20 protein-coding genes are annotated in these 23363 nt (G+C 60.2%); 4 read left to right on the top strand and 16 right to left on the bottom strand.

Features of this window, described 5'->3' with window-relative positions; genetic code table 11:
* The first annotated feature begins 94 nt into the window (after window positions 1–94).
* A complete protein-coding gene (locus NL116_RS29095) occupies window positions 95–1108 on the top strand; it encodes an AI-2E family transporter (protein ID WP_027921942.1) in 1014 nt (337 codons plus the stop codon).
* A 116-nt stretch (window positions 1109–1224) separates the two neighbouring features.
* On the opposite strand, the gene NL116_RS29090 is transcribed toward NL116_RS29095, so the two are convergent.
* On the bottom strand, window positions 1225–2499 hold the full coding sequence (locus NL116_RS29090; RefSeq protein ID WP_140669671.1) for an Hsp70 family protein: 1275 nt from the start codon (window positions 2497–2499) through the stop codon (window positions 1225–1227).
* Between the two features lie 294 nt (window positions 2500–2793).
* Between NL116_RS29090 and NL116_RS29085 the strand changes: the two genes are divergently transcribed.
* Both NL116_RS29085 and NL116_RS29080 read left to right on the top strand, forming a co-directional pair.
* Window positions 2794–3741 carry a DnaJ C-terminal domain-containing protein gene (locus tag NL116_RS29085; protein ID WP_494375065.1) on the top strand — a complete coding sequence of 316 codons (948 nt, stop codon included), beginning with the start codon at window positions 2794–2796 and terminating at the stop codon, window positions 3739–3741.
* Between the two features lie 23 nt (window positions 3742–3764).
* Window positions 3765–4070 carry a chaperone modulator CbpM gene (locus tag NL116_RS29080; protein WP_494375064.1) on the top strand — a complete coding sequence of 102 codons (306 nt, stop codon included), beginning with the start codon at window positions 3765–3767 and terminating at the stop codon, window positions 4068–4070.
* Window positions 4071–4192: 122 nt separating this feature from the next.
* On the opposite strand, the gene NL116_RS29075 is transcribed toward NL116_RS29080, so the two are convergent.
* The 12 genes from NL116_RS29075 to urtA all read right to left on the bottom strand — a co-directional run bounded on the left by NL116_RS29075 (window position 4193) and on the right by urtA (window position 15522).
* Complete coding sequence (locus NL116_RS29075) at window positions 4193–5320, bottom strand: ATP-binding protein (protein ID WP_494375063.1); 1128 nt, start codon at window positions 5318–5320, stop codon at window positions 4193–4195.
* A 112-nt stretch (window positions 5321–5432) separates the two neighbouring features.
* On the bottom strand, window positions 5433–7133 hold the full coding sequence (gene ureC, locus NL116_RS29070) for an urease subunit alpha (protein WP_494375062.1): 1701 nt from the start codon (window positions 7131–7133) through the stop codon (window positions 5433–5435).
* A 77-nt stretch (window positions 7134–7210) separates the two neighbouring features.
* Window positions 7211–7516, bottom strand: a complete 306-nt coding sequence (locus NL116_RS29065; protein WP_010464099.1) for an urease subunit beta — start codon at window positions 7514–7516, stop codon at window positions 7211–7213.
* On the bottom strand, window positions 7516–8049 hold the full coding sequence (locus tag NL116_RS29060) for a GNAT family N-acetyltransferase (RefSeq protein ID WP_494375061.1): 534 nt from the start codon (window positions 8047–8049) through the stop codon (window positions 7516–7518). The genes NL116_RS29065 and NL116_RS29060 overlap by 1 nt, the downstream gene beginning before the upstream one ends.
* A gap of 6 nt (window positions 8050–8055) precedes the next feature.
* Window positions 8056–8589, bottom strand: coding sequence for a GNAT family N-acetyltransferase (locus NL116_RS29055; protein ID WP_494375060.1), 534 nt, complete (start codon window positions 8587–8589; stop codon window positions 8056–8058).
* Between the two features lie 9 nt (window positions 8590–8598).
* The gene (locus tag NL116_RS29050; protein WP_007945249.1) at window positions 8599–8901 is read right to left on the bottom strand and encodes an urease subunit gamma; all 303 of its coding nucleotides are present in this window, start codon (window positions 8899–8901) and stop codon (window positions 8599–8601) included.
* 98 nt (window positions 8902–8999) lie between these two features.
* Window positions 9000–9839 (bottom strand): urease accessory protein UreD, encoded by an 840-nt coding sequence (locus NL116_RS29045; RefSeq protein ID WP_494375059.1) that lies wholly within the window; start codon window positions 9837–9839, stop codon window positions 9000–9002.
* Window positions 9840–9882: 43 nt separating this feature from the next.
* Window positions 9883–10581 (bottom strand): urea ABC transporter ATP-binding subunit UrtE, encoded by a 699-nt coding sequence (urtE, locus tag NL116_RS29040; protein ID WP_494375058.1) that lies wholly within the window; start codon window positions 10579–10581, stop codon window positions 9883–9885.
* Between the two features lie 64 nt (window positions 10582–10645).
* The gene (gene urtD, locus NL116_RS29035) at window positions 10646–11515 is read right to left on the bottom strand and encodes an urea ABC transporter ATP-binding protein UrtD (protein ID WP_494375057.1); all 870 of its coding nucleotides are present in this window, start codon (window positions 11513–11515) and stop codon (window positions 10646–10648) included.
* Complete coding sequence (urtC, locus tag NL116_RS29030) at window positions 11512–12591, bottom strand: urea ABC transporter permease subunit UrtC (protein WP_123435940.1); 1080 nt, start codon at window positions 12589–12591, stop codon at window positions 11512–11514. The genes urtD and urtC overlap by 4 nt, the downstream gene beginning before the upstream one ends.
* Window positions 12591–14093: an urea ABC transporter permease subunit UrtB gene (urtB, locus tag NL116_RS29025; protein ID WP_494375056.1), complete on the bottom strand. Its 1503-nt coding sequence runs from the start codon at window positions 14091–14093 to the stop codon at window positions 12591–12593. Before urtB ends, urtC begins: the two co-directional genes overlap by 1 nt.
* Window positions 14094–14256: 163 nt before the next feature.
* Entirely contained in the window at window positions 14257–15522 is a 1266-nt protein-coding gene (gene urtA / locus NL116_RS29020; protein WP_494375055.1) for an urea ABC transporter substrate-binding protein, read from the bottom strand.
* Between the two features lie 229 nt (window positions 15523–15751).
* Here urtA and NL116_RS29015 point away from each other — a divergent pair, with 229 nt between their 5' ends.
* The gene (locus NL116_RS29015) at window positions 15752–20362 is read left to right on the top strand and encodes a hypothetical protein (RefSeq protein WP_494375054.1); all 4611 of its coding nucleotides are present in this window, start codon (window positions 15752–15754) and stop codon (window positions 20360–20362) included.
* 171 nt (window positions 20363–20533) lie between these two features.
* Here the strand turns inward: NL116_RS29015 and NL116_RS29010 are convergent, their stop codons facing one another.
* From NL116_RS29010 to NL116_RS29000, 3 genes are all read right to left on the bottom strand, one after another.
* The gene (locus NL116_RS29010) at window positions 20534–20833 is read right to left on the bottom strand and encodes a 7(1) septoil knot domain-containing protein (RefSeq protein WP_494375053.1); all 300 of its coding nucleotides are present in this window, start codon (window positions 20831–20833) and stop codon (window positions 20534–20536) included.
* A 126-nt stretch (window positions 20834–20959) separates the two neighbouring features.
* Window positions 20960–21331 (bottom strand): DUF6124 family protein, encoded by a 372-nt coding sequence (locus NL116_RS29005; protein WP_494375052.1) that lies wholly within the window; start codon window positions 21329–21331, stop codon window positions 20960–20962.
* Between the two features lie 632 nt (window positions 21332–21963).
* Window positions 21964–23154 (bottom strand): cation:proton antiporter, encoded by a 1191-nt coding sequence (locus NL116_RS29000; RefSeq protein WP_494375051.1) that lies wholly within the window; start codon window positions 23152–23154, stop codon window positions 21964–21966.
* Between the last annotated feature and the right edge of the window lie 209 nt (window positions 23155–23363).

The raw sequence follows: 23363 nt of genomic DNA, 5'->3' as shown, positions 1-23363 counted from the left end.
GCCCCGACTAAGGTCGACCTACACAATTCCTAGTGCTGCCACCGGAACGCTGGCAGACTGCCAATCCTTTTTACGCCGTTCGTTTTGAGGCTGTATGCCAACGTTTTCTCAACGCCACGTTTTGCTGCTGATCAGTTGGGTCATCATTTTTGGTGGTTTGCTGCTGGTGATCCCGCTGCGCTTGTTGCCTAGCCTGTTGGCCGGCCTGCTGGTGTTCGAGCTGGTGAATATGCTCACGCCGCAATTACAGCGGCTGATCGAAGGCCGGCGCGCGCGCTGGCTGGCGGTGGCGCTGCTCGGGACTCTGGTGGTGAGTGTGCTGGCGCTGATCTTTGCCGGCGCCTTCAGTTTTCTGCTGCACGAGGCGGAAAACCCCGGCGCATCCCTCGATAAATTCATGCACGTGGTTGAACGCGCGCGCGGGCAATTACCGCCGTTCATCGACGCCTATCTGCCCGCCAGTGCCGGTGAATTCCGCGTGGCCATCGGCGAATGGATCAGCAAGCACTTGAGCGATTTACAACTGGTCGGCAAGGATGCGGCGCACATGTTCGTGACGCTGCTGATCGGTATGGTGCTGGGGGCGATCATTGCCTTGCAGCGCGTGCCGGACCTGACCAAACGCAAGCCGCTGGCCGCTGCGCTGTTTGATCGTCTGCATTTGCTGGTCCAGGCATTTCGTAACATCGTGTTTGCACAGATCAAGATTTCCCTGCTCAACACCTTCTTCACCGGGATCTTCCTGGCGGTGATCCTGCCGATGTTCGGCATCAAGCTGCCGCTGACCAAAACCCTGATCGTGCTGACCTTCCTGCTCGGCTTGCTGCCGGTCATCGGCAACCTGATGTCGAACACGCTGATCACCATTGTCGGTTTGTCACTGTCGATCTGGGTCGCGGTGGCGGCGCTGGGATACCTGATTTTTATCCACAAGCTCGAGTACTTCCTCAACGCGCGGATCGTCGGCGGGCAGATCAGTGCCAAGTCGTGGGAGTTGCTGCTGGCAATGCTGGTGTTCGAAGCCGCGTTCGGCCTGCCTGGGGTGGTGGCGGGGCCGATTTATTACGCGTACCTGAAGAGCGAGTTGAGGCAGGTGGGGATGGTTTGATCCCAGAGATGTGTTGCATGTCCTGACGCCTTCGCGGGCAAGCCACGCTCCCACAGTCGACCGAGATCTAATGTGGGAGCGTGGCTTGCCCGCGATGGGTGCAATTCGGTTTCGGATCAGTCCATCGAGCCGTAACGCTTTGACGCTTCAATCGCCAACCCGCTACCAATGCTGCCGAAGATGTTCCCTTCCACATGCCGCGCCTTGGGCAACATCGCCGAGACACTGTTGCGCAGCGCCGGAATCCCGCTCGAACCGCCTGTGAAGAACACCGTATCCACCTGATCGACCCGCACATTCGCGTCGTTGAGCATCTGCGTCACGCTGTTGCGCACGCGCTCCAGCAACGCTTCGATGGCCGATTCGAACAGGGCGCGGCTCAGTTCCACACTCAGCCCCGGCTCGATCCGGTCCAGCGGCACATGGCGGCTGTCGGCGTGGGTCAGCTGGATCTTGGTTTCTTCCACTTCCATGGCCAGCCAGTGGCCGGCGCGCTGGTCGATCAGCTTGAACAGGCGATCAATGCCGCCGGTGTCTTCGATGTCGTAGCGCATGCTGCCCAGGGCCAGGGTCGACTTTTGCGAGTACACCGAGTTGATGGTGTGCCAGGTCGCCAGGTTCATGTGGTGGCTGGTCGGCATGTAGGCGCCGCTCTTCATGCGGCTGCCATAGCCGAACAGCGGCATCAGGCCTTGCAGGCTCAGCTGCTTGTCGAAATCGGTTCCGCCGATGTGTACGCCGCCGGTGGCGAGGATGTCGTCATGACGGTTGTCGTGGTTGCGGCGCTCAGGCGACAGGCGCACCAGCGAGAAGTCGGAGGTACCGCCGCCGATGTCGACGATCAGCACCAACTCTTCTTTTTCGATGGTCGACTCATAGTCGAACGCCGCCGCAATCGGTTCGTACTGGAACGAGACATCCTTGAAACCAATGGCGCGGGCCACGTCGACCAGGGTGTTTTCGGCTTCCTGGTCGGCCATTTCATCGTCATCGACGAAAAACACCGGACGGCCGAGCACCACTTCCTCGAACTCCCGACCAGCGGCAGTCTCGGCGCGCTTCTTCAGCTGGCCGATGAACAGCCCGAGCAGGTCCTTGAACGGCATTGCCGTGCCGAGAACGCTGGTGTCGTGCTTGATCAGCTTGGAGCCCAACAGGCTCTTGAGCGAACGCATCAAGCGGCCTTCGTAGCCTTCCAGATACTCGTGCAGCGCCAGACGGCCGTACACCGGGCGGCGTTCTTCCATGTTGAAGAAGACCACCGAGGGCAGGGTGATCTTGTCGTCCTCCAGCGCGATCAGCGTTTCCATGCCGGGGCGCAGCCAGCCGACGGTGGAGTTGGACGTGCCGAAGTCGATACCACAGGCACGGGCTGGAGATGCGTTTTTCATGTCTTTACAGGTTCCGGTTAAAAAACGGCCGCGCAGTGTATGTCAGTGCGACGAATATTCGAAGGCCGACTATCCGCTAATTCGCCGCCATTAGCGCTTGAAACACTCAGCTTTGCCCCAAACTTGCTGGCATGGGCCTGGTAGCCAACCGGCGGTCGCAAGAACCGCCGCCCGCTGCCGATAAACTTCTGACGCGCCGCCCGGTCACAAAGTTGAGATCGGTCAATCCAAATGCTGCAAACAGGAGCATGCTGTGCGTGGCTGCGCGAATTGATAACGGATGGTGATCCTTAGATGGACTTCAAAGACTATTACAAGATTCTCGGTGTGGAACCGACCGCTGACGACAAGGCAATCAAGGCTGCCTATCGCAAGCTGGCGCGTAAATACCACCCCGATGTCAGCAAAGAAAAGGACGCCGAGGCCAAGTTCAAGGACGCCTCGGAAGCCTATGAAGCGCTGAAAAGCGCCGACAAGCGCGCCGAATACGACGACTTGCGCAAATACGGCCAGCACGGCCAGCCGTTCCAGGGCCCGCCGGGTTGGCAGGGTCGTGGTGCCGGTGGTTTTGGTGGTGGTCAGGACACGGGCGACTTCTCGGACTTCTTCAGTTCGATCTTCGGTAACCGTGGACCTGGTTTTGGCGGTGGAGAGTCGCGTCGCAGTACCGGACGTCGAGGGCAAGACGTGGAAATGGAACTCGGGATTTTCCTGGAAGAAACCCTCTCGAACGAATCGAAGAAGGTCACCTTCCAGGTGCCGCAATACAACGCGGCCGGTCAGCACGTCAGCAACACCAGCAAAAGCCTGAACGTGAAAATACCGGCCGGCGTGACCGACGGAGAGCGCATCCGCCTCAAGGGCCAGGGCGCACCGGGCGTCGGCGGCGGCGCCAATGGCGACTTGTTCCTGATCATTCGCTTCGCGCCGCATCCGAAGTTTGATGTCGAAGGCGAGAACCTGATCATCACGTTGCCACTGGCTCCGTGGGAACTGGCACTGGGCACCGAAGTGGCCGTCCCGACCCTGACCGGCAAGATTAACCTCAAGGTCCCGGCCGGCAGCCAGAACGGCCAGCGCATGCGCGCCAAGGGTCACGGCCTGATGAACAAGGCGGGCGAGCGTGGCTTCCTGTTCGTGCAACTGAAAGCGGTCATGCCAAAAGCGTCGAGCGATGAGGTCAAGGCGTTGTGGCAGGAACTGGCGAAAAAAGCCGAGTTCAACCCAAGAGAAAACTTCTGAGCCAAGAGACGGAGTAGCCCATCATGAGCAACCCCCTGATCGTTCACCTGGACCTGGCAGAATTCTGTGAGGCGACCGACCTGTCGGACGTCTACGTGATCGAAATTGTCGAACACGGCATCCTCGAACCTCAGGGCAAGCAGCCTAAGGATTGGCGTTTCAATGATTACGAGCTGGTCCTGGCCAAGCGCGCCGCCAAGTTGCGGCGCGATCTGGAACTGGAATGGGAAGGCGTCGCCCTCGCACTGGAACTGCTTGAAGAGGTTCAGCAGTTGCGGGCTGAGAACCGGATGTTGAAGCAGCGGTTGGGGCGGTTTGTGGTCGAGTAGACCTTTTGTTGATTCCGGGTTGCCTGTCAGTCCGCTTTCGCGAGCAGGCTCGCTCCCACAGTGATCGCATTCCCCTGTGGGAGCGAGCCAGCTCACGAAGAACGATAACGCGATATCCCTGCCTATCCGTTCCGGGGCAACACCACCGTAAACAGCGTCCCGTCAGTTTCGTTAGAACTGACCTCTATCGTCCCGCCATGGGCACTCACCACTTCCTTGACGATAAACAACCCCAGGCCGAGGCTGGTCGTTGGCTGGCCGAGTTCTTCGTCGGCACTGCGCACCAGCGGGTCGAAGATGGTACCGATGGTCTCCTCGGGAATCGGCACGCCAAAGTTATGAACTGTCAGACGAACTGCGTCCGACTCGCCGCTCACGGTGACGTTGACATCCCGTTTGTTCAAGCCGTGCTGCAACGCATTGCCAATCAGGTTTTGTAGCAACTGATCAATTCGCCCGGCATCCCAGACGCCTCGGGTATCGCCCACCACGCTCACCGTGGGATCGCACTCCGGGTTGCCGGCGCAGGCTACGGCAATCGCCGCGTGCGCCGCGTCCGCCAAATCCATGGGCGCAGGCTCGATGGGCAGGTTCTTGCCCAAACGACTGCGCACCAGCTCCAGCAAATCGCTGACCATCACCGCCATGTGCCGGGCGCCTCGCTTTATGTTGTTGGCACAGGCAAGTGCGTCGCCCTCCAGCGTCACTTTTCGCATCAGCAACTCAGTGGACATGCTCACCGCCTGCAAGGGCGCGCGCAGGTCATGCCCGAGAATCGCCAGAAAGATGTCCCGTGAGTGATTGACCTGTTCGGCATAGGCGGCAGTGGACTCGGCGAGGGCTTCGTCGATGGCTTCGTTGAAGCGGATCATGTCCTGGAAGTAATTCAGGTCCGGTGATTCGAGGGTGTCGACCCACAAACGGATCACACAGGCGCGCAGATGGCGGAACTCCGAGGTCATCTGCACCAGGTCAAATCCCACGGTATGCCGCAGTTCGCCATGGCTGGCGCCGGCCTCGTCCAGGCTCGGGCTCTTCTCCGGGCCTTCACCCTTGGCCTTGGCGCGTTGTTCGCTGGCGGTTTGCGCTGTGGTCATGTCTCGCGCTGCCGCTAACAGGATCTCCCTGGCGTGATCGCGCAAGGCGACGCGATCCATGTTTTCGGCCGCGGGCGTGATGGTTTTGGCGAACTGCTCCCATTCATCGACGATACGGTCCACGTGTTGCCTGATGAATTCGGGTAAGCGCATGGCGGGTTTCCTGGCAGAATATCCGGGCAGCTTAGTCTTTTTCCAGGCCGCCCAATACTACCGTTCACGCGCGGGTTCAGATGATGCGTCGGCCAGGAGGGGCATGTCGTCGTTAAAACAGGAAATAGCGCTGCGCCATCGGCAACACCTCCGCCGGTTCACACCACAGCAACACACCGTCGGCCTTGACCTGATAGGTCTGCGGATCGACGTCGATGTTCGGCAGGTAGTCGTTGTGGATCAGGTCGGTTTTCTGCACTTCGCGGCATCCTTTCACGACGGCAATTTTTTTCTTCAAGCCCAGCGCTTCGGGTAGGCCCTCCTCCTGCGCCGCCTGGCTGATAAAGGTCAGGCTGGTGGCGTGCAGCGAACCGCCGTAGCTGGCGAACATAGGGCGGTAGTGAACCGGTTGCGGCGTCGGGATCGACGCATTGGCATCGCCCATCAGGCTCGCCGCAATGGCGCCGCCCTTGAGGATCAGCGTTGGCTTGACCCCGAAAAACGCCGGGCGCCACAGTACCAGATCGGCCCATTTACCCACTTCAATCGAACCGACTTCATGGCTGATGCCGTGGGTGATCGCCGGGTTGATCGTGTACTTGGCGATGTAGCGTTTGGCGCGGAAGTTGTCGTTGCCTTCGCCGTCACCGGGCAACGGACCGCGTTGTTTTTTCATCTTGTCGGCGGTTTGCCAGGTGCGCGTAATGACTTCGCCGACGCGGCCCATGGCCTGGCTGTCGGAGCTGATCATCGAGAACGCGCCGAGGTCGTGGAGGATGTCTTCGGCGGCAATCGTCTCGCGGCGGATGCGGCTTTCGGCGAAGGCCACGTCTTCGGCAATGCTCGGGTCCAGATGGTGGCAGACCATCAGCATGTCGAGGTGTTCGTCGATGGTGTTGCGGGTGAATGGGCGGGTCGGGTTGGTCGAGCTCGGCAGCACGTTGGCAAAGCCGCAGGCCTTGATGATGTCCGGGGCATGACCGCCGCCCGCGCCTTCGGTGTGGTAAGTGTGGATGGTGCGGCCCTTGAACGCGGCGAGGGTGGTTTCAACGAAACCGGACTCGTTGAGCGTGTCGGTGTGGATCGCCACCTGCACGTCGTACTGGTCAGCGACGCTCAGGCAGTTGTCGATACTCGCCGGCGTGGTGCCCCAGTCTTCGTGCAGCTTGAGGCCGATGGCGCCGGCCTTGACCTGCTCGATCAAAGGCTCCGGAAGGCTGGCGTTGCCCTTGCCGGTGAGGCCGATGTTCATCGGGAACGCGTCGGCGGCCTGAAGCATGCGCGCCAGGTGCCACGGCCCGGAAGTGCAGGTCGTCGCGTTGGTGCCCGTCGCCGGGCCGGTGCCGCCGCCGATCATGGTGGTGACGCCGCTCATCAGCGCTTCTTCGATCTGTTGCGGGCAGATGAAGTGGATGTGGGTGTCAATACCGCCGGCCGTGAGGATCATGCCTTCACCGGCGATGACTTCGGTGCTGGCGCCGATGGCGATGGTCACGTTCGGCTGCACGTCCGGATTGCCGGCCTTGCCGATGCCCGCGACGCGGCCGTCCTTGAGGCCGACATCCGCTTTGACGATGCCCCAGTGGTCGATGATCAGTGCGTTGGTAATCACGGTGTCGACGACTTCCGCGGCCAACAGTTGGCTCTGGCCCTGGCCGTCGCGGATAACTTTGCCGCCGCCGAATTTCACTTCTTCGCCGTAGGTGGTGAAGTCTTTTTCGACTTCGATCCACAGCTTGGTGTCGGCCAGGCGAACCTTGTCGCCGACGGTGGGGCCGAACATGTCGGCGTAGGCCTGACGGGAGATCTTCATGTGTACGCCTTGAGATTCAATTGAGTTTGAGACTGTTCGCTTCGCTCGCGAAGGGGCCAGTGCAGACACCGCATTAGTTACAGATCACCCATGATCCGCCCGGCAAACCCGAACACCCGGCGATGCCCGGCCAGATCGACCAGTTCGACCTCGCGACTTTGTCCCGGCTCAAAACGCACCGCGGTGCCCGCCGGGATGTTCAGGCGCATACCGCGGCTGGCGGCGCGGTCGAAGCTCAGGGCATCGTTGGTTTCGAAAAAGTGGTAATGCGAGCCGACCTGGATCGGCCGGTCGCCGCTGTTGGCCACTTTCAGGCTGACGGTGCGGCGGCCAACGTTGAGTTCGATATCGCCGGGCTGGATCTGGTATTCACCGGGAATCATCAATGGGCTCCTTGCAGAATCTTGTAGTAGAGCGCGGTCGGTTTGTAGCGCCCGCTCGGATCGCAGGCGTAGTCGGGGATTTCGCCTGCCCGGGTGTAACCCAGCGCCTTATAGAAGTCCTCGGCGGGCGAGCCGGCTTCGGTGTCGAGGTAGAGCATGCCGCGCTTGTGCTGGAGCGCGGCCTGTTCCAGCGCGCTCATCAACTGTTGGCCCAGACCGCGGCGACGGGCGTGTTCACGCACCAGCAGTTTTTGCACTTCGGCGCGGTTCAGGCCATTGGCTTTCTGGCACAGGGTCAGTTGCACACTGGCCTCCACCTGTTCGTCGCGAACCACCACCCACAGCAGCACGTTGCCCTTATTCAGGTTCTCCTGAACCTCATCGAAATAGGCGCGAGCCTGGGTCGCGTCCAGATTGGCCATGAAGCCGACGCTGGCGCCATAACCCACGGCGTCGAGTAGCAGGTCAATCAAACCCTGACGATAGTGCGCAAAGCTTTCAACATTGACGCGTCGCAGTTGGGCGGCGTTCATCGGGCGTTACTCCTTGCTGGCGACAGGCGGCTCCGCGCCGGGATTGAGGGTCAGTTGCATGAAGGTCAGGTCCAGCCAGCGGCCGAACTTGGTGCCCACCTGCGGCATTTGCCCGGTGGTGATGAAACCGGCACGTTCATGCAGGCGAATGGAAGCGGCATTGCCGCTTTCGATGGCGGCGACCATCACGTGCTTGTCGCAACCTTTGGCGCGTTCGATCAGCACCGTCATCAGTTGCGGGCCGAGGCCATTGCCGCGCTGGTCGCTGCGCACGTACACCGAGTGCTCGACGGTGTGGCGGAAACCGTCAAACGGCCGCCAGTCACCAAATGAAGCGTAGCCCAGCACGCTGTTGTCACCGTCGACGATCACCAGAATCGGATAACCCTGAGCTTGCCGGGCACTGAACCAGGCCTGGCGATTACCGAGATCGACGGCCTGTTCATTCCAGATCGCCGTGGTATTGAGCACCGCGTCGTTGTAGATGTCGCGGATCGCTGGCAGGTCGGCGTGCACTGCATCACGAATGTGATAAGTCATGGCGGCTCCTCAGGCGATAGGCTGGTGGACGGTGACCAGTTTGGTGCCGTCTGGGAACGTTGCTTCAACCTGGATCTCCGGGATCATTTCCGGGATGCCTTCCATGACTTGTTCGCGGGTCAGCAGCGTGGTGCCGAAGTGCATCAAGTCGGCCACGGTCTGGCCATCGCGTGCGCCTTCGAGCAGGGCGGCGGAGATGTAGGCCATGGCTTCCGGGTAATTGAGTTTCACGCCGCGCGCCAAACGCCGTTCGGCCACGAGGCCGGCGGTGAAGATCAGCAGCTTGTCTTTTTCGCGTGGTGTCAGGTCCATCGTTTGGAATCCATCTGGGCAGATAAAAAGTATTCGGATCTGTAAACACAAACCCCTTGTGGGAGCGGGCTTGCTCGCTCCCACATTTGAATCGTGTTTCAGGTGCTCCATATTCTTGGGGGGACCGCTTCCCGGCCAAGCAAGGCAGGCCTGAGCAATCGCCACAGATCAATCAGCCAGCCACGCGCCAGCAGCGCTTCACTGGCCAGGCACCGAGCCACCAACAGCCCTGGCAACTGGGTCAAATCCCCGCGTACGGCATTGGGCAACGACCGACAGGTTTCCAGCAACGCACTGTCGATCTCGCCGGTGACCAGCAACGTCGCAAAAACCGGTTGGCCGTCCAGCCCAATGGGTGAATCCAGCAACCCGTCATTCCCGACAATGCGCTGGCGTTCGTGCCAGAGCAACTGGCCGTCGCGGCGAATGTCCAGCCGTGCCTGAAAATGCCCGAGGTCAAAGCGCTCGCCACTGGCTGGCCGGCCCAGCGCCACAACGTCCCAGTAGAACAACCGCGCATCGCCTTCCAGCTCAATCAAGGTCCTCAGTTCAGCCTGCGCGTCGCTGAAGATAATCGTCTCTTGCGGCAACCATTCCAGCGTTCCGCCAGCCGCCACTTTCAAATCCAGTGTCTGATAGGCCGGGCCCGCCGCGCGATACCACTTGGCCGCGCCGGGGCTGGTGATTTGCGCCCAGGCACCCGCGCCGACATTGGCCGAAATGTCCAGCCGATCCCCGCCGACAATCCCGCCCGGCGGGTGCACGATGATGTGCTGGCAGACCTCGGGGCCTTCGGCATACAGGTGCTTTTGCACCCGCAGCGGGCCTTTGTGGCGGCGCTGGACCGGGCGGGTGCTGTCGCCGAATCGGGCGTAGCCCAGCTCCAGCTCGGCGTGCCAGCTCGGGGTAAACAGGACAGTTGGGGCAGGTAAATTCATGGTTTCTAATTATCGTTAGGACGCTACAGATTAGATCGTAGCCTTAAATCGTGACTAGCCCGCGCACACCTTCGGCTTCCATATTTTCCCCGCGACCCTGCTGCACGATCTCGCCCCGGGACATCACCAGGTATTGATCGGCCAGTTCGGCGGCGAAATCGTAGAACTGCTCCACCAGCAAAATCGCCATGTCGCCCCGGGCCGCGAGCTTCTTGATCACCGCGCCGATCTCCTTGATCACCGACGGCTGAATGCCTTCGGTGGGTTCATCGAGGATCAGCAGACGAGGACGACTGGCCAGCGCCCGGCCGATTGCCAGTTGCTGCTGTTGGCCGCCCGACAAGTCACCACCGCGCCGCTGCTTCATTTGCAGCAGCACCGGAAACAGCTCGTAGATGAACGCCGGGACTTCCTTGGCTTCGCTGCCGGGGAAACGTGACAGGCCCATCAGCAGGTTTTCTTCGACGGTCAGCCGGCCGAAGATTTCACGACCCTGCGGCACATAAGCGATCCCGGCATGCACGCGCTGGTGCGGCTTGAAGGTTGTAATCGGTTGGCCTTCCCAGTTCACCGCGCCTTCTTTGGCCGGGAGCAAACCCATCAGGCATTTGAGCAGGGTGGTTTTGCCGACGCCGTTGCGCCCGAGCAGGCAGGTGACTTCGCCGACCTTCACGTCAAACGTCAGGCCGCGCAGGATGTGGCTACCGCCGTAATATTGGTGCAGCTTGTCGACTTGCAGCATTTTCAAATTCTCCTCAGTGATCGTTCCCACGCTCTGCGTGGGAACGATCAAGGTGTTTGCAGCGCTAGCGACCGAGATACACCTCAATCACCCGCTCATTCTCTTGCACCTGCTCCAGCGACCCTTCCGCCAGCACGCTGCCCTGGTGCAACACGGTGACGTGGTCGGCAATCGAACCCACAAACCCCATGTCATGTTCCACCACCATCAACGAATGCTTGCCCGCCAGGCTCTTGAACAGTTCAGCGGTAAATTCGGTTTCAGCATCGGTCATGCCCGCCACCGGCTCGTCGAGCAGCAGCAGTTGCGGGTCTTGCATCAGCAGCATGCCGATCTCCAGAAACTGCTTCTGACCGTGGGACAGCAGCCCCGCCGGGCGATTGACCGACGTGGTCAGGCGAATGGTCTCCAGCACCTCAGTGATGCGATCCTTCTGTTCGCCACTCAAGCGCGCCCGCAGGCTGGCCCACACCGACTTGTCGGTTTTCTGCGCCAGTTCCAGGTTTTCAAACACGCTCAACGCTTCGAACACCGTCGGCTTCTGGAACTTGCGACCGATACCGGCCTGGGCGATCTGCACTTCGCTCATCTGCGTCAGGTCCAGGGTTTCACCGAACCAGGCCTTGCCATGACTCGGGCGGGTCTTGCCGGTGATCACGTCCATCAACGTGGTTTTGCCCGCGCCGTTCGGGCCAATGATGCAGCGCAATTCCCCGACGCCGATGTACAGGTTCAGATTGTTCAGCGCCTTGAAACCGTCGAAGCTGACGCTGATGTCTTCCAGGGTCAGGATCGTGCCGTGGCGGGTATCGAGACCGGGGCCGACGCGTTGGCCGTGACTGATGGCGTCGCGGCTGGTGCCGGCGTCCTTGTTTGGCTCTACGGGAAAAAAGGCGGGTTCGAGCATGAATTCCGCCGTGGGTGTGATTCTCATTGTTCGCCCCTTTTCTTCAGCAGACCGATCACGCCCTTCGGCAGATACAAGGTCACCACGATGAACAAGGCGCCGAGGAAAAACAGCCAGTATTCCGGAAACGCCACGGTGAACCAGCTCTTCATGCCGTTGACCACGCCAGCGCCCAGCAGCGGGCCGATCAAGGTACCGCGACCACCCAGAGCCACCCAGACCGCCGCTTCAATCGAGTTGGTCGGCGACATTTCACTCGGGTTGATGATCCCGACCTGCGGCACGTACAACGCGCCCGCCAAGCCGCACAACACCGCGCTCAACACCCAGACAAACAACTTGAAACCGCGCGGGTCGTAGCCGCAGAACATCAGGCGGTTTTCCGCATCGCGAAGGGCGGTCAGCACTCGACCGAACTTGCTCTGTGCCAGTCGCCAGCCGATGAACAAGCTGGCCACCAGCAACACCACCGTGGCGAAAAACAGCACGGCGCGGGTGCCGGGTTCGGTGATGCCGAAACCGAGAATGGTGCGGAAGTTGGTGAAGCCGTTGTTGCCGCCAAACCCGGTCTCGTTGCGGAAAAACAGCAGCATCCCGGCGAAGGTCAGGGCCTGGGTCATGATCGAGAAATACACGCCCTTGATCCGCGAACGGAAGGCGAAGAAACCGAACACCAACGCGAGCAACCCAGGTGCTAATACAACAAGACACATGGCCCAGAGGAAGCTGCTGGTGCCGGTCCAGTACCACGGCAATTCGGTCCACGACAGGAAGGTCATGAACGCCGGCAAGCCATCGCCCGAGGCCTGGCGCATCAAGTACATGCCCATCGCGTAACCGCCGAGGGCGAAGAACAGGCCGTGGCCGAGGGACAGTAAACCTGCATATCCCCAGACCAGATCCAGCGCGAGGGCGACGATGGCGTAGCAAAGAATCTTGCCCACCAGCGTCAGGGTGTAGGCCGAAACGTGAAACACACTGATCGGCGATAACAGCGACATCAGCGGCATCGCCAGCAGCAAAACAAGAATCACCGCGCCGACCGCGATGGTGACTTTGGGGCCGGCTTTTTGTGTAGCGGTAACGAGCAGGGGCTGGTTCATCAGTCGATCACCCGTCCTTTCAGTGCGAAGAGGCCTTGCGGACGCTTCTGGATGAACAGAATGATCAGCGCGAGGATCAGGATCTTGCCGAGCACGGCGCCGATCTGCGGTTCGAGAATCTTGTTGGCGATGCCCAGACCGAAGGCAGCGAGTACGCTACCGGCCAACTGGCCGACACCGCCGAGCACCACCACCAGGAACGAGTCGATGATGTAGCTCTGGCCGAGGTCCGGGCCGACGTTGCCGATCTGGCTCAGCGCCACGCCGCCGAGGCCGGCGATGCCCGAGCCGAGGCCGAAGGCGAGCATGTCCACGCGCCCGGTGGGCACGCCGCAGCACGCGGCCATGTTGCGATTCTGGGTGACGGCGCGCACGTTCAAACCCAGGCGCGTCTTGTTCAGCAGCAGCCAGGTCAGCACCACCACAAACAGCGCGAAGGCGATGATCACGATGCGGTTGTACGGCAGCACGAGGTTGGGCAGCACTTGAATCCCGCCCGACAGCCACGCCGGGTTGGCCACCTCAACGTTCTGTGCGCCGAACACCAGGCGCACCAGTTGAATCAACATCAGGCTGATGCCCCAGGTCGCGAGCAAGGTTTCCAATGGGCGGCCGTAGAGGTGACGAATCACCGTGCGCTCCAGCGCCATGCCGATGGCGGCGGTGACGAAAAACGCGACCGGCAACGCGATCAGCGGGTAGAACTCGATGGCTTGCGGGGCGTAGCGCTGGAACATCATCTGCACCACGTACGTCGAGTACGCGCCGAGCATCAGCATCTCGCCGTGGGCCATGTTGATCACGCCGAGCAGGCCGAAGGTGATCGCCAGTCCCAGAGCCGCGAGCAGCAGGATCGAGCCGAGGGACATGCCGCTGAACGCCTGGCCGAGGACCTCGCCGATCAGCAATTTGCGTTTGACTTGAGCCAGGCTGGTTTCGGCCGCGGTGCGCACGGCAACGTCGGCTTCGATGCCCGGCTCCAGCAAGGTTTCGAGGCGGGTGCGGGCCAGCGGGTCGCCGGTTTCACCGAGCAAACGCACCGCGGCGAGGCGTACGGCGGGGTCGGTGTCGACCAGTTGCAAATTGGCCAGGGCGAGGCTGAGGGCGGCGTGGACGCTTTCGTCTTGTTCGCCGGCCAGTTGCTGGTCGAGGAATTTCAGCTGCGCGGGTTTGGCGCTTTTCTGCAGTTGCTGCGCGGCGGCCAGACGGGTTTTCGGGTCGGCGGCGAGCAGTTGATGGCTGGCCAGTGCGGTGTCGATCAGACCGCGCAGGCGATTGTTCAGGCGCAGGGTTTTGGCTTGGCCGTCGACGGTCAGTTCGCCTTGTTGCAGGGCGTTGATCAGTTCGATACGGGCCGGCTCGGGCTGCGCGGCCCAGGCTTCCAGCAGTTTGGCTTGCTGCACGGGGTTCGCGGCGACGAAGTCTTCGGTGTCGCTGGCCTGTACGGCCATCGGCAGTAAAAGCACGAGTGCGAAGATAAAGCGGTAAAGGGCGATGGGCATATGTAAGGCCTTGCGCGGACTAAATGTGGGAGCGGGCTTGCTCGCGAATGCGGTGGGTCAGCCAACATCAATTTTGAATGACACACCGCATTCGCGAGCAAGCCCGCTCCCACAGGAATGGTGTCGGGCCGAAGAGCTATGTTCCGGCCCGACATCCAGTGGCTTAGTTGCTCTTCATCGCGTAATCCGGTTTCTTGTCATTGCCATCGATAAACGGGCTCCATGGCTGGGCGCGGATCGGCCCTTCGGTCTGCCACACCACGTTGAACTGACCATCGGCCTGGATCTCGCCGATCATCACCGGTTTGTGCAGGTGGTGGTTGGTCTTGTCCATGGTCAGGGTGTAGCCCGACGGCGCGGCAAACGTCTGGCCGGCCAGGGCTTCACGGACTTTGTCGACGTCGGTGGACTTGGCTTTTTCAGCCGCTTGCGCCCACATGTGAATGCCGACGTAGGTGGCTTCCATCGGGTCGTTGGTCACCGCTTTGTCGGCGCCCGGCAGGTTGTGTTTCTTGGCGTAGGCTTTCCAGTCCGCGACGAACTTCTTGTTCTGCGGGTTCTCGACCGATTCAAAGTAATTCCACGCCGCGAGGTTGCCCACCAGCGGTTTGGTGTCGATGCCGCGCAGTTCTTCTTCACCGACCGAGAACGCCACGACCGGTACGTCGGTAGCCTTCAGGCCCTGGTTGGCCAGCTCTTTATAGAACGGCACGTTGGAGTCGCCGTTGACGGTCGAGATGACGGCCGTTTTGCCGCCGGCCGAGAATTTTTTGATGTTGGCGACGATGGTCTGGTAATCGGCGTGGCCGAACGGGGTGTAGACCTCTTCGATGTCCTTGTCGGCCACGCCTTTGGAGTGCAGGAACGAGCGCAGAATCTTGTTGGTGGTGCGTGGGTAAACGTAGTCGGTGCCCAGCAGGAAGTAACGCTTGGCGCTGCCGCCTTCTTCGCTCATCAGGTATTCAACGGCGGGGATCGCCTGCTGGTTCGGCGCAGCGCCGGTGTAGAACACGTTCGGCGACATCTCTTCGCCTTCGTATTGCACCGGGTAGAACAGCAAACCGTTGAGTTCTTCGAACACCGGCAACACCGATTTACGCGACACCGAGGTCCAGCAGCCGAACACCACCGCAACCTTGTCCTGAGTCAGCAACTGCCGGCCCTTTTCCGCGAACAGCGGCCAGTTAGAGGCCGGGTCCACCACCACCGGTTCCAGCATCTTGCCGTTCACGCCGCCCTTGGCGTTGATCTCGTCGATGGTCATCAACGCCATGTCTTTGAGCGAGGTTTCGGAGATCGCCATGGTGCCGGACAACGAATGCAGAATACCGACCTTGATGGTCTCGGCGGCCTGGACCGTCCAGGTCATGCCCATCGCGGCAATGCTTGCCGTGAGTGTGAAAGCCTTGATCAAGCTACGACGCTTCATTGTGCGATCTCCATGAACTTATGAATTTTTTTTGGTGGGCAGATGCGGACTACTGAAGGGTGTTTTGCAAGGGCTGTGCCTGTTCTGAAAATGCAGGCAAATATTGAAATAGAGCCTTCGGTGAGCGGGATGACGCACCAGGCTGGGGCTTGATAAGGGCGCGGGTGCACCGGCGTGCGCAGCATTGGTGCTGGCTGTATCGAAAAGAAAAAAACGCAGGGCGATACCTATGTACCACCTGCTGCGCTCCGTGATCTTGATCATCGTGGCTTCTCAATCGAGCGAGCAGCGCATGAACGGCACCTCAATCAGCACACCTTCAACATCCCGAAGGGCGACAACGTTTCCTGCCCTGGGGCCGACATTCATCAGTGCGGACGACGCGGCCTACTGGGTTCACCGGCAGATCGGCGCGCGCCGCGACAAGGCTTACGGCGGTGTAATCGTGCAGCGTGGCGACGGAAAATTTCAGCCCACGTTGCCGGTGGCGGGGAGGGTGGGGCATTTCGATTTCGACTTCCTGCTGTCTACTGAAGCCCCTCGAGAGCTGTTTGCTCCACCGGGCTACAGTGGCGCGGCGTATTACCTGTCCCATTCGGCCAATCACGCTGAAGCCCTGCGTGTTCATCCGGGCTGGACGAGCGAGCAGATCACATTGAGCCTCGGATTTTTTTCCAGAGAACATATCCTGAGTCATATGCAGGACCCGGGTGCCTATGGCCGGCGTCATTATCTGTCGGGCCCGGATGGATCACTGATCAAGTACGAATCCACTCAGCCAGCAGAAGAGAAAAAACTCTTTGAGCAAGGGTTCAAGACTTTCGGGCCGTTCTCAGACGTTGAGCACCTTATACAAAAGGTCGCCCAGACCGGCACGCTCAGCGTACTGGTGGCTAATGCGCCGTGGGGTGGCGTAAGAGGAAACGTGCCGGCGAACTGGACGCTCGGTTCCGCGGCGGTGCGAAGTCCGACCCCGGTACAGCCGTTTTTTTGTGCGGTGTCCGGTCAAGTGGACAAGGCCATCGAAGCCGCCGCCGCGACAGTGACCCTGTCCACCGGCAACGTTTATCTTGGGTTTGTTTTGACCTCTGCCGACAGCTCGGAGTGCATGGCGACCTATCCGGAACTGTCCAGCGAGCCGGGAGCCGAACTGTTCAAGACTTTTCCGATGAAAGCTGATCGCACGCTGGAGCGTCTGCTCGATTTCGACCTGAATGGCGTTTACTTCGTGCCGCAAGGCGATGCAACTCAGAGCGCCAGTGAGCCCTGGCTTTATGAGCGGTTTTTTTCACCGGACGAATTGGCGGAGGGCATCAAATTTTCGCTATGGGATGTTCACCGGCAGGAATACCCGGACTACCTGAAGGTGTACGCCCTGACCCGCGACGGCGCCGTGTTGCAATACCGCCCCTCGGCGTACCTGCGTGAAGTTGCGCTGAAGGACGGCGCGGATTTCAATGTCCGACTGAAGGCAGGCACGCTCACGCCTGAGCAATACATCAGGGAGGTGATCGCCGCCGGCGAGCTGACGGTGTTGAAGGACAGCGCGTTGTGGGATGTGGTCGGGATCGTTGGCCCTGACTGGCAAGCCTACGCCAGGTCGCGGCGTTTGAGTCCGGAGTTTCTCATGGCGGACGATGCCGCACGTTTTGCCCATCAGTACATCGGCAGCCGGCGGGAACAGGGTTTCGTCGGGATGATTTTGCAGGATCGAAACAAACGCTTCGTCGCCACCGAGCCGGTGTTTGCCGAAAAACGGTTTGTACTGGACAGGCTTTGCCCCCTCGACGCTGCCGGCGCGCCGATCGTGCTGGTCGAGGGGCACTCGTTTCATGGGCTCTACGCCTCGCGCTGGCAAGCTGATGCCAGATCCATCGCACGGGCTGATTTGCAAGAGCAACTGACGCACGCACAGATGTTCACCGCTGAAGACATTCACACGATGCTCGAGAAGAGTGCGCTTGTGGTGGATTTCTACCTGTCCGGTTCGGCCGATAGCCTATTGGTTTACAGCGGCGATGCATCGAAAGTGACGGCACGCAACAACCTGCAACAACGCGTTACCGTGCTCGCCGATGGCCAGACTCTGATCGATCGGGAGCTGGCGGCCGGCACACTTGAGCCCAGCGCCGTGGTCGCCGAGTTGACCGGCACGGGCAAATTGCGTGTGGTGGTCGGCAACGACGTGTGGGGACCGCGTGGAGCGGTGCTGGGAGATGAATCAAATAACGAGGCTACCCACACCAACGTTTCCGCTCCGGCGCTGGGGGCGATTTTTTCCAGCGCCGAAGACGCGGTGCTGAACGCCCGTCATCGAGCCAGGCTCGACTACCGCGCAGCGGCGGGGGGGTGGGGGTTCATCCTCAAGCACACAGAGCGCGAGGAGTACGTGGCCACCGAAACGGTTACGACCGTGCGTCTTGGGGCGCTAAACCAGGCGAGTGACTTTGGCGCTCCCCTATTGATCGACGAGTTTCGGACCCTGGGGCTTTACTACGCGGCGAGCTGGATGCCTAAAGGGCCATCAACCACGGAGGCCTGGTTAGCCCGGCATTTTGCGCCCATCAGCGATCTGGCAGCAGCGATCTACGACGATAAGGGCACGCAACGTTTGACGCATTTTCAGGACCTGAGCATTTTCATCGCGACGCTGGACGGGGCATTGTTGCTTTATCAGTACTCGGCCTCCTCAACACAATTGCACAGTAAGAATGTTCACCAACTGACCTCAGAAATGGATAAGGGCGCGCCCCCTTATGCCCGCGTCATTCAGAGGATCGCCAAGGCCGGCGAACTGAAGGTATTGCGCACCAGTGAGCTGTGGGATGAGCCGGGCAGTGTCGGAACTGGCTGGAAACCTTTCGTGCAGCTCCAGCGGCGAGCCCTGAGTCCGGTTTTTCTGTCGCCAGACGATGCCGCGCGCCACGCGCTGACGCAATTGGGCACGCGGCGTGAGCGCGTCTACGGTGGCCTGGTGCTGCGTCGCGCCGATGGCTTGTTTGTCGCAACGTTGCCGGTGGCCGTCGAGGACGAGAATTTCCCTGCCGGCTGGATTCGTCTGGACGAATTGACTGAACAGGGCTTGTTTCTGGCGGGGAGTACGGTCGTTGCCCGATACCATTCCCAAATCCAGGTCGAACCGATTTTCGCGCTGTCGAACCGCGAACGGGACGTGTATCTCAATATGTTTTCCACCGACTTTCTGGCCGACATCCTGACCGGTTCCGGGCGCTCCCCGTCTCTGTCGCCCGGCAAGGAATACCTGCTGGGGCTCGATGGCAGCCTGATCAGCTACACCCTCAGTGCAAGCGCCAGTGAAAAGCAGCTCGCCCGGGCATTGGCGCCACCCAGCCAGTCGCAGCGCCGGCACACCCCGATAGAACTGCAAATGCGCAACGGCACGCTGACCCCAAGCGAATACGTCAATCAGGTTGCGAGGGCCGGCCGTTTGCAAGTGATTCAAGGGAGCCGACTGTGGGGCGAGGCCAGGCTGCTGGCGCACTGGAGTGCTTATCCCGGCATCATCTCGTCGCAAGTGAAGCGATTTGCCATTGCCGAGCCGGCGCTCAGCCCGGTCTTCACGCAGATGGACGATGCCATGCGTCATGTCCATCGCACGGTGGGCACCCGTGCCGACCTGATGTTCGGCTTTGTGCTCAAGGCGCTGAACGGTGAACGGTTCGTGACGACACTGCCGATTGAAGGGGGACAGGGGCGTCTCACGGTCGAACGGGTGTTTCCCGAAGGTTTATTACCGTTAGGTTACCGGGTCGAGGGCCTCTATTTGTGTCCATCGACACGTCCGGGACCCTTGCCCCTTGACGTGGCACACAGCTTCATCTCGCCTCGGGATCTGTCCTACGGGCTGGACGCTGTCGGTGTGCGCACGGCGCAAGGATCCACGTATCTCAACGTCTACTTGTCCTGCGCCGATGGCGCCTTGTTGCGTTACGCCCCCAGAAGCAAGGCCCCGCAATGGACCCTGTTTCATACCACGCAGGCCTACGAGAAAATTGTGCAATCAAGGCAGGAGTCGCTCTTGGAGTATCTGCGCAAAGTCGTCGCCAACGGTGAGTTGCAGGTCGTGGTGCGCAGCGCTTTCTGGTCGCCGCTCAGGGTTGATGTCCGGGGTGTCAAAACCGGCATCGGGTTGGTGAGGTGGGCGTCGGACAACCGCTTTGCTCTCGGCCCCGTATTCGCGCACGCCGATGATGCGGCTCGCTCGGCTCAAGGACAGATTGGCGAATACGTCGGCCAACAGTATCTGGGTGGCGTGCTGATACTGCCGGCGTCATCGTCGTTCGTGGCCGTCGAGCCACTTGAAGACGGCGCTGACAGTGGGGCTGCCAGTTCGCTGTTTTACTCAGGACGGGGTGGGCCCATTGCACAGGCCTCAGTGCCGGGCGCGCAGCCCTTGCCGTTGCCGGTTTTTCCGCAGGACTACAAATGGGCGGCTGTTCATCAGTTCTACAAGCGCTTCAATCTGTTTGTGCAGGACCCCAATACCGATGATCGACTACTGATGGACAACCTGGCTCTGGCCGACCTGTGGTTTTGCAGAGACGTCGTGAAAAAGAGCGGCGTCTCCGGGGGCAGCTGCTATTTCACCGGTCGAAGCGGGGCCTTGTTCAAATTCACCCCCAGCTTCTCGCCGCAGGAAACAGCCTTGTTCAACGAGGAGGCAACGGACGGGGTCGCGGCTTACCTCGCCGCGCTCGCCGGTGTCGGTCGGCTTGAGGTCTTGGACACAGATGCTTACTGGCAACGTCGCGGGCTATTGAAGGCAAACTGGAAACCTGGTGTGCAAGCGGACCCGAAGCCGCATCGTGACGAACTGTAAGGCACAACGTTCAGCGAATCAGAAACACCCGTTGAGCCGGGCGGTGAGGCTGGCCCGGCTCAACAGGCGCGGCATGGCGGCGTACCACGAAGGGACGAGGTCGGGGCGGTGGTGCGAAGGGATGCGTCATTGTGGTGCTGCCGCTTGGCGGCAGCGGTGAGGCAGAGGGGCTCAGTTGGGGCCGGGAAATGAGTCGACGTACTGGATCTTGAAATCGGGGAAGGAATCGACGATCTGGATTTTGTAATCCGGGAAGCTGTCGACGGTTTTCCACTTGCCTGGCGAGTCCGGGAAAGAGTCGACCTGCTGCACCTTCAGATCGGGAAAGGAATCCACCACCTGCACCTTGTAGTCCGGGAAGCTGTCGACAAACTGGATCTTGCCGTAAATCTTCGAGACATCGACGGTGGTATCGGCCCATGCGGGGCTGGCACTGAACACCAGCAACGACAGGAAAACAGATTTCAACATGAGGCTCATCCTGAGGGTCGTGAGATAGGCAGTGTAGGGAATGTTCAGCCCGGGTGGGAGCGAGCACGTTCAATATCGCAGTGACTGACTGACCGCTATCGCGAGCAGGCTCACTCCCACATCTGTCTAGGTGGGGACGACGTTGTCCACGGCGCGGTTCACGGCCAGTTCGGCGAGCATGATGATTTGCTGGATGGCCATCGCCTTGTGGCGCTGCGGGCCGATCAGGTCGGTGGCGAAATCGCTGGCCAGGACACTGACGCACGCCAGGGATTCACAGGCATGAACCAATAGGCTTTCGCTGTCGTTGTCCGGGGCAATCATGAACATGGTGCTGGGGCGGCGGGGTTTTTCGGTGAAGAGCTCCGGGGGATCGAGGTAGTAGTCGAGGGCGCGTTTGATGGCTTCGCGGTCTCGGAGCAGGTCGTCGTTGCGTGATGGTTCGGGTTCGGGAGTGGTGGTGTCGATGGGTGGATCTGGAACGATTTTCTTATTCATCTTGGGCCTACTCAATTGAGGCCACCACTCAATCGTTCTCACACGATGAAGGGGTGGCAGCTATGTGCGGAGTGAGAAACCGGTGACCCCAAATCCGGCCGGACCGAAGTCCGCCCGCACACAGCCGCCATAGACATTGCTGGCAGCGGATAAGCCGGCGGCAATTATGGTGGTACTGATGTTGGATTAACAGGGGCTACCGGGTTCTCACGCCCGATCACTGATGTGCAGTGACAGCCCCAGACTAGACAGCCCACGTCCGACGAACAACCTGAAAAACCCGTGGGAAACGTCCGGCATTTTTGCGTCCGTATAAACACACATAAACAAACCCAGAATCACACCCCTCCCGCGGGAGAAGGCTTTTGCGTCCATGCGTGGCCTTGACCACCCAGTTGCAATGCCCCTGAGCAGTCAATTGCATCGGTGCTGACCAATTGTTTGCATTCGACTTGACCAGCAAACGCCGTAGTGACGACCGGCAGAGAACGACCCGAAGCTGTCGCTCAGATGATTGGCTTCAAACATCCACACACCGCCCTGTGTAGAGGATGGCTGATGAGCCATTTGTTCGTAGTCATCATCACGTCACAACGCTAACACCGCGCAAACCATGGTGTTTCTGACCCATATCAATGATCACGACTGGCCAGCCGCGCAACCCATGGATTGGCACTCAAGCCATGTAATAACACGCTAAGTAAAACAGTACAGACTGCCGTAGCTACCACCGTACGACTTGCTTGTAGAGGGGAGGCCAATATCATCACCGCGAAGACAATGCTGGCCAGACCTCGCGGGCCGAACCAACCGATGAAGAGGCGGGTTTCGAAATCGAAGCGGGTTCCCACTAAGCTGATCAGTACGGGCACTATGCGGATCACCGTCAGGCTGAGCACCGAATAAAGCCAGATGTTCAGGGTGAGACTGCTCCAGGCCCAAGGGATTACCAGTGCGCCAAATATGACCCAGGTAATGACCGATAACAGGCTGGCAAACTCTTCGCTGGCCTTGAGGATCTGGTGCTTTTGCTCGGTAAACAGAAAACTTGCGAGCAACCCACCGACGAACGCGGCGATGAACCCGCTACCACCAAGTGATTGCGCTGTGGCAAAGCACAGAATGGCGAGACCGGGCAGCGTCAACTGTGACCACATCGGCGTTTGCCACTGGTGTTTTCCGGAGTAGCGCTGCAACTGCGAGGCAATGAACGTCAGGGTAATACCGGTGAATGCGCCGATGCCCAGTTCTTCGACCACTAACTCTAATGCCAGTGAGACGGGGGACTGCGTCGTTTGCTCTATCAGCAATGCCAAAAACGTAAGCAACACCGGAACGCAGATTCCATCATTCAACCCGCTTTCAACGTTTAACCCTTCACGCACGGCCGCGGGCACCTTGGGATTGCTCACAACAGCCTTACCGAGCGCTGCGTCGGTGGGCGCAAGCAGGGTTGCCAGTATTGCCATTTCCAATGGTGGGACCTGCGGGAACAGCCAGACGCCGACCAGCCAGCCACCCGCTATGGTCAGTGGTAGCCCGATCATCAGCAAGCGCAGCGGAAGTCCTTCATTGGCCCGCAAGACCTTCAGGTCGGCGTTGGCCGCATCACTGAACAGAACGATCGCCAGCGTCAGCTCAGCCAGGAACCTGAGGTCATCCCTGTCAATCCGGGGTTGCAGAATCCCCAGAAATGCCGGGCCGAGAACTAGACCGGCGAGCATAAACATGAGCGGGCCATTTAGCAGGCGTGACTCGAAGCGCCCCGCAAATATGCTGTAGGTAAGGAGGAAGGCGGCCAGCAACGCTAAGTTTTGATACATCGATGACCTGCCTGTTCAGGGGGGGCAACTGGAACACGCAGCCTAGAGGTAAGTAACTTGAAGGGGGCGGGCTTCCGGTATTGGAGATGACGCCTAATGAGGGTGTGCTAAGCATAGGTGGTGTCCTTTGGATGCGCATCGATCCTGCCTGCTCGATAACAGCCCCATCATGCTGTGTGATCCCCCTCCGGCCCATGAAGAGATTTTGC

Source organism: Pseudomonas sp. FBCC-B1667 (assembly GCF_059133255.1).
Note: the sequence above shows the minus strand (reverse complement) of the source record. Positions and strands in the feature narration are given on the sequence as shown.